The organism is uncultured Meiothermus sp., from assembly GCF_937863175.1.
GTDB lineage: Bacteria > Deinococcota > Deinococci > Deinococcales > Thermaceae > Meiothermus.
The window spans coordinates 1-10756 of record NZ_CALMCQ010000139.1; the positions used below are offsets into that span (position 1 = coordinate 1).

A 10756-nucleotide genomic window follows, 5' to 3' on the forward strand; every position below is an offset into this window, starting at 1 on the left:
CCCACCCTGGAGAAGCGCTCGCCAATTCCCTTCCGACTGGGGGTGGCCCCACTTCCCCGCACGCCCGATGGCAGGCTTCCGCTTGCCGGGGGCACTCTGATGGTCTTGCGCGGGGCCAGCGAGCCCCAGGCGCGGGGGGCGGTGGCCCTGTGGCGCTACTGGATGGAGCCTGTCAACATGGCAGACTGGGTCAAAGCGACGTACTGCCTCCCCATGCGTCGCTCGGCCCAGCCCCTGCTGGAGGATTTTTACCGTGAAGACCCCCGCCGCCGGGTGGCGTTTAGCGGCCTCGAGCAGGCGGTTTCCTGGGTACAGGATCCCGAAGTTACCCTCTGGTACGGATTGCTAGAGGAAGCCCTCGAGCGTGTCCTGAAGGGCAATGCCAGTCCCCGTCAGGCCCTGGAAGATGCCCAGCGCAGGGCCCTGGCGGTGGAGCGTCGCTAAGGGCCGGTGTTTCCTAACGGAATCCTGATATGGATGCATCCAGGCACCACGGATGATAATTGGCAGGAAATCGGTATCCACTCACACATTCTTACGGGCGATCCGCAGTCTGTGGTGATGTACCCGGGTGGCCTGACCTTGCCATAATGATTTGAATGACCGCCTCGGCGGCTCGTACCACTTCCGGGCTGAGTTCTTCTCCGCTACCAAACCTTTGACCCTCGATGCCGTAGATCACGGTATATTCCGGCAAAGAGCCCAGGGTTCGGGCGAGTTCGATAGCCTCAGCCAGGTCGAAAGAATGGCTCGAGACTCCCATTTCGGGGCGCGTCACCCCAAACCGGTCATTGACAAGCTCAAGGCTGGTTGGTGTTCGTGGGAAGCGCCGCGACGAGCGCTCCAAAACCGAGGGCAGCGGCTGTTTTCCCACCTCGAGCACGTGAATGGTTCCTGCTGGGTGGCCCGAGACCACCGCCTCCACCACAATGGCTTCGTCAGCCTCGGCGAAACCCTCCACCAGTCGGGTCAGATCGTCCCCCACTTCCAACACAGCCAGCCCTGCTTTGTGCAGATGCTCGGCAATCCACGGCCCCACGCCATCGTCCTGGCGGTAGCGGTTGCCCAGTGCCAGAATTTTAATGGACATGTTCCACGGTCAGCCTTAGGAAGTGCGTTGCACAGGAGATGCAGGGATCGTAGTTGCGAATGGTCTGCTCGCAGCGCAGGGTCAGTTCGGGTTTGGGCAGCTCGAGGTGGGCAGCCACAAACTGTCGCAGGTCATCCTCGATCATCCTCAGGTTCTGGGAGGTGGGCGGCACGATTCTGGCCCCGGCGATCAGGCCCTGTTCATCCATCTGGTAGTGGTGGTAGAGGATGCCGCGTGGGGCTTCGCTGCAGCCCGCGCCCGATGAGGCTTTGGGCACCACGGGCATGCTGGGGGCATCGGGTTCCTCATACGCTGTGATGATACGCAGGGCCTCCTCACAGGCATACAGGGTCTCTACCGCCCGCACCACGATGCTCTGGAAGGGGTTGCGGCAAATCGGCCGCAATCCAGCTGCATGTGCTGCAGCCTGCACCGAGGCGGGTAGCTGATCGAAGTTCAGGCTGTAGCGGGCCAGCGGCCCCACCAGGTAGGGCTGGCCCTCGAGGGTCGCGTGCAGGGCGTTGGAGTGGGCCACCTGTTCTTCGTGGAAGTGTTGCTCAAAGGCTGCCACCGGGATGTCCAGGCCCCGGTTGGAGACCATGCGCCCCTGCAGAATGGGGTAGGCACCCTCTTCGCGCAGCGAGACAAAGGTATAGTCGGGCTCGAAGTCGGGAAAGTCCAACCCCCCGACGAAGCGCACAGTCTGGTAGGCAATCTCGCGGGCTTGCTCGAGTCGGTCTTGCATGGCCTGCAATTCTGCTTTGCGTGGCACGCGGTAGAACCCTCCTACCTTCACATTGATGGGGTGAATCTCTCGCCCGCCCAGTAGCGTCATCAGTTCGTTGCCGGTCTTTTTGAGCTTTAGGGCCTGCTTTACCAACTCGGGCTGGTCTTGGGCCAGCCGCACCGAGTCGGGGTAGCCTAGAAAGTCAGGAAGATGCAAAAAGTAGATATGCAGCGCGTGGCTTTCGATCCACTCTCCGCAGTAGAGCAGCCGCCGCAGTGCTTTTAGCTGACCACCCACTTCTAGACCCAAAGCAGCTTCCAGCGCCTGACACGAGCTCATCTGGTAGGCCACCGGACAGATACCACAGATGCGGGCGGTGATGTCGGGTACCTCGGCAAAACTGCGCCCGCGCAGAAAAGCTTCAAAGAAACGCGGTGGCTCGAAGATATTCAGCCGCACTTCTTCTACCTGGTTGTCCCTGACCCGCACGTACAAAGCCCCTTCGCCCTCCACGCGGGCTAAGTTGCCTACCTGAATGGTCTTGCTGTTCGGAATGCCTGGTTTCTGTGGCTCGTTTTGGGCAGTCCCGAGCGAGTTTATTTTCTGGCCAACACTCCGTTTAGACATGGCGTGCGGCCTCCTTGCTGAAGGCCCCAGCTGCAGCGTTGTAGGTGCGGAAGGCCCGCAGTTGGGCTGCCTCGCCCACCCCCAGGTGCGTCCACCAAGCGCTGAGGGCCACGGTGTTGGGGTTTTCCTGGGGGCCAAAGCAGCCGTAGCATCCCCGCTGATAGGCTGGGCAAATCGCCCCGCAACCCGCTTGCGTAACCGGGCCCAGGCAGGGGATGCCCTGGGCCACCATCACGCAAACCGTGCCCCGAACCTTGCACTCCAGGCAAACGCTGTGTTGGGGGATATTGGGTTTGCGTTTGTGTAGAAAGGCCGAGACCACCTCGAGCAACTGTCCTTTGCTGATTGGGCAACCCCGCAGCTCAAAATCTACTTTCACATGCTCAGCAATCGCGGTGGAGTGCTTCAGGGTCTGGATGTACTCAGGCCGGGCGTAGACGATGCGGGTAAACTCCTCGACATCGGCAAAATTGCGCAAGGCCTGGATGCCCCCGGCGGTCGCACAGGCGCCAATGGCAACCAGAAATCTGGAGTTCTTTCGAACCGCCTGGATGCGCTCGGCGTCGTGGGGGGTGGTGATGGAACCCTCCACCAGCGAGCGGTCGTAGGGGCCGGGCGTCACCGCACTGGAAGCCTCGAGAAAATTGGCAATCTTTACGGCCCCTGCCAGTGCCAGTAATTCATCCTCGCAGTCCAGTAGCGAAAGCTGACACCCATCGCAGGAGGCGAATTTCCAGACCGCTAGCTTGGGCTTGCTGCGTTTGCCTGGCATCTTCTACACCTCCTTTTGTGTCATCCAGTTGCGTACTTGTGAAAAGGCAAACACCGGCCCGTCCTTGCAGACAAACTGCAGCCCCAACTGGCAGCGTCCACAAAAGCCCACCGCGCACTTCATATTGCGCTCCACCGAGAGGTAGAGCCTGGCTTCAGGTATGCCACGCTTGCGCAGTTCGGCGATGGTAAAGCGCATCATCACCTCCGGGCCGACTATCATGGCGGTGGTGTGGGCAGGGTCTAGGCGCAGGTTGGGAATCAAACTTGTGACCATCCCCACCGCCCCATCCCAGCTACCCTCGGCACGGTCTACCGTAACCAACACCGGTGATGCTCCAGGGGCGTGGGAGAGGGTATGTTGCCAGCGCTTGAGTTCTTCGGTAAAGAGCAAATCGCTGGGGGTGCGGGCACCGTAAAGCAGATAGACCCGTCCGTAGTCCTTGCGGTGGTGCAGGATGTGGTAGATCACCGGACGCAAGGGAGGCAGGCCGATGCCGCCGGCCACTACCACCACATCGCCCCCCCTGGCCTGTTCCATCGGCCAACGGCTGCCAAAAGGGCCCCGCACCCCCACCACACCCCCCTTACGCAGCATGCACAGCGCCTCGGTTGCCAGGCCCACCGAACGGATGGTGTGTACCAGACGCTCCGGTTTGCGGGCATCCCCGCTGATCGAAATGGGCACTTCGCCCACCCCAAAGACGTACAGCATGGTGAACTGACCCGGATCGAAGCGTAGGGGTGGGCCTGCTGGTGCCTCTAACTCCAGGGTCACCACATCGGCGGTCTCGCGGATGGCCCGTGCGACCCGGAAGGGGCGGGGCAGCATCGGGTCGAGCCCTGGGGTATGGCTAATGAGGTTGACCATATAAGTCCAGTAGGCGAAGCCGGGTAGCCTGCAGGCGTTCACCGATGACCCTCGAGAAGCGCTTGCACAGTTCGTAGCCCAGATGATGATCTTCTTCGGAGCGCTTCCGCACCGCCGCAGCATCAAAGGCCAGCAGGCGGGTGGCCTGAAAAATACGGGCATCGAAGGTCTTGCGGGTTTCAGGCATCATCACTGACCAGCCCAACACCTCGCCTGGCCCCAGGGTCTGGATGGTCAGGTAACCGCGTCCAGGGGTGTGTACCTCGAGGCGTACCAGCCCTTCTTGAATCACGTAAAAATCCCTGGATTCATCCCCTTCGTGGTAGAGGTAATCGCCCACTTCGTAGGCCAGGGGTTGGGCCAGTCCTGCCAGCCATTCGATGTCCTTTGGGCGCAGACCGTGAAAGAAGGGGTGTTCGGCCAGGTAGTGTTCAAGGCTGGTTTTGGACATGGACGCCTCCCATCGCTGCGACCTCTTCGGTCAGGTCTATCCCTACCGGACACCAGGTGATGCAACGACCACACCCCACACAGCCCAAAGAGCCGAACTGGTCTTGCCAGGTCGCCAGCTTGTGGGTGAGCCACTGGCGGTAGCGGGCCCGGGTCGAGACCCGCACGTTCCCCCCATGCAGATAGGAAAAGTCGGCGGTGAAACAGGAATCCCAGTGGCGGGTGCGCTCGGCTATCTGCCCTGTCAGGTCGGTGTGGTCTTCCACGCTGGTGCAAAAACAGGTGGGGCAGACCTGCGTGCAGTTGCCACAACTCAAACAGCGGCCCGCAACCTCTTCCCAACGGGGATGATCGAGGTTCTGGTAGAGCAGCTCCTTGAGCCCTTCGGTATTCAGCCCACGCCCCATATTTCGGGCTGTCTGATCCACCAGGGCCTCGGCCTGGTTCCATTCCCGCTCGCTGGCCGGACGGTGGGCGATCTGGTTCAACAACCTGGCCCCTGCTCCACTGCCCACTGCTCCCACAAAGTAATGACGATCGCCTTCCAGTACCTCGGTCAGGGCCAGGTCAAAGCCTGCCCTGGCTTTGGGGCCGCTGTTCATAGAGGTACAAAAGCAGGCGTTGCCAGCCTGGGTGCAGTTGACTGCCAGGATAAGAACCTGCTCCCGCCTGGCCTTGTAGTGGGAATCCTGGTAGGGGCCGCCTAGAAAGACCTGGTCTTGAATCTGGATAGCCTGAAGCTCGCAGGCCCGCAACCCGAAGAAGGCATATTTGGGGAGGGGCTCGGTCTCGGATACTATCTCGAAACCCTGGGCCGTTTTGCTGGCCCGAAGCAGTCGCAACAAGGGTGGATGCAGGAACTGCTTGGGGCTCTGGGGTCCCACGTTGTAACCAAACAGGGCCGGGTCAGCACGTGGTTCGAGCCGGTAGGTACCCCCCTCCTGCCAGTCCTTGAGACCCACGGGCAAGTCCTCTAGGGTGTGCAATTCACCAAAGACGATGGCCCGCTCTCGTACCGTGGGGCCCAGGGTCACGTAGCCCTCATTTTTGAGGGCCTGCAATAGTTGCTCGAGCCCAGAGCGTTCCAGTACGAACTGGCTCTTGCTCATGCGTTCCTCCGTTGCGAATAGCCTAGCTTCTAGCCACTGGGCCAAATGACCTCTGCAAGCCTCGGGGGCCGATCTGAGCGGGGGAGCAGGGGTGTTTGTTGTCTTTGCTCCCCCCATTTTCTCGCGCAATCCATTTGTGCGAAACAGCATGCGCCTGATACTGCCCGCAAGACCGTGCTTCCCCGGTCAAACTAGGGTCTTAATACCTCAAGTCCACTTACGCTCATCGCGCCCACCCCCAGCGCGGTAACCTCTGCGCGGTTGATGAGCAGGTACTCCAGCTTTTCTTGCACCATCCCTTCACCCACCACCGCGTTGCGCAGAATTAACACACTTTCCGGCCCACCCCACTGGGCAGCGCAGCGACGGAAGGTCTCTACATCGTAGAAATCGTCTGGACTAACCTCGTCGCCCTCGATGATGCGTTCCCCCAGAAAAACGATGCGGTTGTGTCGCATAGTGGCCTCCTTCATGCCCTGGCTTTGCGGCCTTTGCGGTTTTGCTCGGTCTCCACGATGCGCCGCTTGGTGCGTACCACCGAGTCTGGGTTGAGGCTGATGGAGTCAATGCCTGCTTCTACCAGGAAGGCGGCAAACTCGGGGTAGTCGGAGGGGGCCTGACCGCAGATGCCCACCTTGCGCCCGTGCTGGTGGGCTTTCTGGATCAGTTCGGCGCAGGCCCACTTAACTGCGTTGTTGCGTTCGTTAAACAGGGCGGCCACCTGGGTGGAGTCGCGGTCAACGCCGAGCACCAGCTGGGTCAGGTCGTTGGAGCCAATCGAGAAGCCATCGAAGATCTGACTGAACTCCTCGGCCAGAATGATGTTGGAAGGAATCTCGGCCATTACGTAGACTTCCAGGCCGTTCTTGCCGCGCTCGAGCCCACCTTCCTTCATGGTTGCCAAAACCTGCTGGCCTTCTTCCACGGTGCGACAGAAGGGAATCATCACCACCAGATTGGTCAGCCCCATCACGTCGCGCACCCGTCTGACCGCCTCGACCTCGAGCATGAACCCTTCTTTGTACTCGGGGTGGTAGTAGCGGCTGGCGCCCCGCCAGCCCAGCATGGGGTTCTCCTCGCTGGGCTCGAAGGGTTCGCCGCCCAGCAGCCGGGCGTACTCGTTGGTCTTGAAGTCGCTCATCCGCAGAATGACGGGCTTGGGGTAGAAGGCAGCCGCCAGCACCGCAATGCCCTGGCTCAGGCGATCCACGAAATACTCGCGCCCGCTGGGGTAGCCGTTGGTTTTGTCGGCAATTGCTTGCTGCACCCTGGCGCTGAGTTTTTCGGGGTGCAGCAGCGCCATGGGATGAATGCCCACCCAGTCGGCAAAAATAAACTCCATCCGGGCCAGGCCCACCCCATCGTTGGGCAGTTGCGCCAGCCGAAAGGCTTGTTCGGGGTTGCCCACGTTCATCATGATCTGGGTGCGGGTGGTGCCTATCTTGTAGGGGTCGAACTCGTCCACGGCAAACTTCAGGGTGCCCTCGTAGATTCGACCTATCTCGCCCTGCGCACACGAAACCGTGACCGGGCCCCCCCTGGCCAGGGCCTTGGTCGCACCTGCGGCCCCCACCACTGCCGGGATGCCCAGCTCGCGTGCCACAATTGCGGCGTGCGAAGTGCGCCCACCCCGCTCGGTCACGATGGCGCTGGCAATTTTCATAATGGGTTCCCAGTCGGGGTTGGTGGTGACGGTCACCAGCACGTCGCCGGGCTTAATCTGGCTCATGGACTTGGGATTGCGGATGACCTTAGCCTCGCCGGTCGCGATTTTTTCGCCCACCGCCAGCCCTTCGACCAACACCTTACCCTCTTGCAGGAGGGCGTAGGTTTTGATGGTGGGGCTTTTGCGGCTGTGCACCGTCTCGGGCCGGGCCTGCACGATAAATAGCTCGCCGGAGATTCCGTCCTTGGCCCACTCGATATCCATCGGGGTGGGAGTTCCGCGCTTCTGGCTGTAGTGCTGGTCAATCATTACCGACCACTGGGCCAGTTGTAGTATTTCGTCATCGGAGAGCACCCACTGGCTGCGCTCGTGGGGGGTAGCCGGGAGGTTGCGCAGCTTTTGCTGCTCGGTATCGTAGACCAGGCGCAGCTCCTTGGCTCCGAGGGTTTTCCATACCAGGGGCTTGTAGCCTTTGGCCAGGGTCTCTTTGTGGACATAGAAACGATCCGGGGTAGACTTGCCCTGCACAATGTTCTCGCCCAGCCCCCAGACCCCTTCCAGCATCACCAGCCCGTCGTGTCCGGTCTCGGTGTCGAGGGTAAAGATCACTCCCGAGGAGGCCAGATCCGAACGCACAAGCTGCTGCACCCCTACCGATAGCAGTACTTTTTCGTGGGGGAAGCCCATGTGTACCCGGTAGCTGGTGGCCCTTGCGGTGTAGAGGCTGGCAAAGCACTTCTTAACTGCATCCAGCAGCTCAGTCTCGCCCTGTACACCCAGGAAACTCTCGTGCTGCCCGGCGAAACTAGCAGTCGGAAGGTCTTCGGCGGTGGCGCTCGAGCGCACCGCGACCATCAGGTCTTCCACCCTGGCCTGGCTCGAGAGTTCGCGGTAGGCCTGCAAGATTTCCTCCTCGAGGTCTTCGGGGAGCGAGGCCCGCAAAACCAGGCTGCGAATCAAACGGGTGCGTTTGGTCAGGTCATCGGGGTCATCGGAGTTCAGCTCACGCAACTGCTCGCGGATCGGGGCATTCAGCCCGTTGGACTGGAGGAAGTGCTGGTAAGCCTCGGCGGTAACGGCAAAACCATCGGGTACGCGCACCCCCAGCCTGCCCAGCTCCCGCACCATCTCGCCCAGCGAGGCATTCTTACCCCCCACCAGCGGTACTTCATCAATTCCGACCTCCTTGAACCACCGTACCCAGCGCAGGGTCGGCTGGACAGCGCGGGCCGTGGGCCGACCTGGACTGGTTCTGGGCTTTACGGATTCAACAGTAGCCATAAAGACCTCCTGTCTAAACCCTAAAATGCCACCGTTACCAATCCATTACCGTCCAGGAGTACATTTGTCCCATTCTAGAGGCGTTGTGGTCGGTGGCGCTTTCTTTTTCGAAAAGCAGGCGGGCCCTGGAGAACTCCGCTGGTTGTTACCTGGCTTTTGGCGCTCGACCGGCCTGCGCCCTGTGACAATCCAGAAGCAGCGTTATACCGGATTCAAAAAGATCATCCTCCAACCCGGAGACCCCGAGGCTCACTTTTTGAATCCTGGAGCACCCCCCTCCCGGACGGTCGGCGAAAAAGCGTCTCCCTTCGGTCGGGTTCCGAATCTGGTATTCGAGTACCTCCACCTTAAGAATTTGCCGTACGCACAGCGGTTCTGCCACAAAGCCGTGCCGGCGCAACGATTTCGTAAAACCATAACCGAATGGTGCACTGTGGGCCCCTTAGAGGTGCCGCTCGAGCCACTCTTCTACGTCTTGCAAGACCTGGGCTTTGTCCAGGTCGTTATGGGGTTCATGGAACCCGCCGGGGTAGACCCGCAGTTCCTTGTCGGTAAAGGGCATTTCTTTGAAAAGCCAGCGTGCGCCCTCTACCCGGTTGATGGCATCGGCCTCGCCGTGCAGGATCAGCAGCGGTGTGCGGATGTTCTTGGCCAGGGCTTTGACCGACTGGATGGTTTGCAACACCTCGGTGCCCCAACGGGCGCTGGCTTTTCCATGTACCAGCGGGTCGGCAACATAGGCCTGCACCACGGCACCGTCGCGAGAAAGGGCTTTGGTATCCAGGCCCAGTCTGAGCGAAAAGCTGGGCCAGTACCGGGAGAGCAGTCGGGCGACTGCTACCAGCAGGGGCCGGGCGCTCTCTCCGGGTTCGAGCAACGCACCGCTGACCACGGCTCCGCGCAGCCCGGGGGGCTGTTGTACCAGATAGTCCAGCACAATCAAGCCGCCCATGCTATGACCGTAAAGGAACGGCGGTAGGCGGGGTTCCTGGGTTTCCACAAAATGCCGGAAAAGTGCCAGGTCATTTCTATACTCGCGCCAACTGCGGATGTGTCCCCGTTGTCCTGGCGAGCGCCCGTGGCCCCGAAGATCGAGCGCATACAGGGTGTAGCCTTGCGGAACCAGATGGTTGACCAGACTGGCATAACGCCCACTGTGTTCACCAAATCCATGGATCAGCAGCAGCACCGCCCTGGATGCGGCAGGCCGCCATCGCCGGTAAAACAATGCCAGCCCATCCGAACTCAGAAAAATACCTTCCTGGCCTTGCATAGCGTATACGGGTATATTATACCCGCCGCACCGCCAGGATTCGCACCGGCTCCAGTATCCACTGGCCCTGTACCGGTGGTGTATCCCCGCCCGAAGGCCGTTGTTGAATCTGCCGCACTACTTCCATGCCCTGCACCACCTGCCCAAAGGCTGCAAAGCCCTGCCCATCGGGGTTGCGCCGGCCACCGGAATCCAGCTCGGGCTGGTCGCCAATACAGATAAAGAACTCAGAATGCGCCGAGTCTGGCTCCAGGCGGGCCATCGAAATTGTGCCGTCCAGGTGACGCAAGCCGGTCTGGGCTGTGGTTTCTTGTGGGATGGGAGGCAGCTTGGCCGGATGCTCGTCCATTCCCAGCCCACCCTGAATCACCTCGATCTTTACTGGACTCTGGGCCTGGTTATCGAGGCGGACGGTTCGATAGAAAGTCGCGCCGTGGTAGCGATTTTCTTCCACATAACGCAGAAAGTTGGCTACCGTGATGGGCGCCCGGGCAGGGAAGAGCTCAATAACCATCTGCCCCAGCTCGGTCTGGATGGAAACGGTGGGGTTTGCCTCTTTCATAAATGGGGTTTAGGTTCGATCATGAATTTCTGCCAACCTCGAGGATCCTTGCGGGTCGGTCCAGCTTACCGCCGTGTAACGTGACCTTGCCAGTCCGCCGGACGTTCTCCCAACCCCAAACGCCAGGCCACCCCTCGAGCACAGCGTTCTGCTGCCTTACCGTCGCCATAGGGGTTGGAACGGTTGCGCATGGCGTTCAGGGTTGCCCCATCCGATAACAGGGTATCAATGGTGATGAATACCTCTTCGGGGTTGGTTCCGGCTAGCTTCAAGGCCCCCACCGCTAGTCCCTCGGGCCGCTCGGTGACATTGCGCAACACCACCACCGG

General features: G+C 60.7%; 12 protein-coding genes. 1 reads left to right on the plus strand and 11 read right to left on the minus strand.

Annotated features, from left to right (window positions below):
* A partial coding sequence (locus tag Q0288_RS05560) for an extracellular solute-binding protein (RefSeq protein ID WP_366914729.1) occupies positions 1 to 444 on the plus strand: 444 nt, incomplete at its 5' end.
* Positions 445 to 535: 91 nt separating this feature from the next.
* On the opposite strand, the gene Q0288_RS05565 is transcribed toward Q0288_RS05560, so the two are convergent.
* From Q0288_RS05565 to Q0288_RS05615, 11 genes are all read right to left on the minus strand, one after another.
* Positions 536 to 1090 carry a hydrogenase maturation protease gene (locus tag Q0288_RS05565; RefSeq protein WP_299428405.1) on the minus strand — a complete coding sequence of 185 codons (555 nt, stop codon included), beginning with the start codon at positions 1088 to 1090 and terminating at the stop codon, positions 536 to 538.
* Positions 1080 to 2444: a Ni/Fe hydrogenase subunit alpha gene (locus Q0288_RS05570; protein ID WP_299428408.1), complete on the minus strand. Its 1365-nt coding sequence runs from the start codon at positions 2442 to 2444 to the stop codon at positions 1080 to 1082. The genes Q0288_RS05565 and Q0288_RS05570 overlap by 11 nt, the downstream gene beginning before the upstream one ends.
* Entirely contained in the window at positions 2437 to 3216 is a 780-nt protein-coding gene (locus tag Q0288_RS05575; RefSeq protein ID WP_299428411.1) for a hypothetical protein, read from the minus strand. Before Q0288_RS05575 ends, Q0288_RS05570 begins: the two co-directional genes overlap by 8 nt.
* A gap of 3 nt (positions 3217 to 3219) precedes the next feature.
* Entirely contained in the window at positions 3220 to 4086 is an 867-nt protein-coding gene (locus Q0288_RS05580; protein WP_299428414.1) for an FAD/NAD(P)-binding protein, read from the minus strand.
* Positions 4070 to 4537 (minus strand): Crp/Fnr family transcriptional regulator, encoded by a 468-nt coding sequence (locus Q0288_RS05585; RefSeq protein WP_299428417.1) that lies wholly within the window; start codon positions 4535 to 4537, stop codon positions 4070 to 4072. Before Q0288_RS05585 ends, Q0288_RS05580 begins: the two co-directional genes overlap by 17 nt.
* Positions 4518 to 5645 (minus strand): 4Fe-4S dicluster domain-containing protein, encoded by a 1128-nt coding sequence (locus tag Q0288_RS05590; RefSeq protein ID WP_299428420.1) that lies wholly within the window; start codon positions 5643 to 5645, stop codon positions 4518 to 4520. Before Q0288_RS05590 ends, Q0288_RS05585 begins: the two co-directional genes overlap by 20 nt.
* A 191-nt stretch (positions 5646 to 5836) precedes the next feature.
* Positions 5837 to 6103, minus strand: coding sequence for a hypothetical protein (locus Q0288_RS05595; protein ID WP_299428423.1), 267 nt, complete (start codon positions 6101 to 6103; stop codon positions 5837 to 5839).
* Positions 6104 to 6114: 11 nt separating this feature from the next.
* Positions 6115 to 8520 carry a phosphoenolpyruvate synthase gene (ppsA, locus tag Q0288_RS05600; protein ID WP_299428435.1) on the minus strand — a complete coding sequence of 802 codons (2406 nt, stop codon included), beginning with the start codon at positions 8518 to 8520 and terminating at the stop codon, positions 6115 to 6117.
* 514 nt (positions 8521 to 9034) lie between these two features.
* Positions 9035 to 9865: an alpha/beta hydrolase gene (locus Q0288_RS05605; protein WP_299428426.1), complete on the minus strand. Its 831-nt coding sequence runs from the start codon at positions 9863 to 9865 to the stop codon at positions 9035 to 9037.
* A gap of 16 nt (positions 9866 to 9881) precedes the next feature.
* The gene (locus tag Q0288_RS05610; protein WP_299428429.1) at positions 9882 to 10427 is read right to left on the minus strand and encodes a peptidylprolyl isomerase; all 546 of its coding nucleotides are present in this window, start codon (positions 10425 to 10427) and stop codon (positions 9882 to 9884) included.
* Between the two features lie 65 nt (positions 10428 to 10492).
* On the minus strand, positions 10493 to 10756 hold a 264-nt coding region (locus Q0288_RS05615; protein ID WP_299428432.1), incomplete at its 5' end, for a UDP-N-acetylglucosamine 2-epimerase.

Bases quoted from the DNA above. Each gene is read 5' to 3' on its own strand.
- Q0288_RS05610 (WP_299428429.1), bottom strand. From the start codon at position 10,427: ATGAAAGAGGCAAACCCCACCGTTTCCATCCAGACCGAGCTGGGGCAG.
- Q0288_RS05595 (WP_299428423.1), bottom strand. From the start codon at position 6,103: ATGCGACACAACCGCATCGTTTTTCTGGGGGAACGCATCATCGAGGGC.
- Q0288_RS05580 (WP_299428414.1), bottom strand. From the start codon at position 4,086: ATGGTCAACCTCATTAGCCATACCCCAGGGCTCGACCCGATGCTGCCC.
- Q0288_RS05570 (WP_299428408.1), bottom strand. From the start codon at position 2,444: ATGTCTAAACGGAGTGTTGGCCAGAAAATAAACTCGCTCGGGACTGCC.
- Q0288_RS05585 (WP_299428417.1), bottom strand. From the start codon at position 4,537: ATGTCCAAAACCAGCCTTGAACACTACCTGGCCGAACACCCCTTCTTT.
- Q0288_RS05575 (WP_299428411.1), bottom strand. From the start codon at position 3,216: ATGCCAGGCAAACGCAGCAAGCCCAAGCTAGCGGTCTGGAAATTCGCC.
- Q0288_RS05590 (WP_299428420.1), bottom strand. From the start codon at position 5,645: ATGAGCAAGAGCCAGTTCGTACTGGAACGCTCTGGGCTCGAGCAACTA.
- Q0288_RS05605 (WP_299428426.1), bottom strand. From the start codon at position 9,865: ATGCAAGGCCAGGAAGGTATTTTTCTGAGTTCGGATGGGCTGGCATTG.
- Q0288_RS05565 (WP_299428405.1), bottom strand. From the start codon at position 1,090: ATGTCCATTAAAATTCTGGCACTGGGCAACCGCTACCGCCAGGACGAT.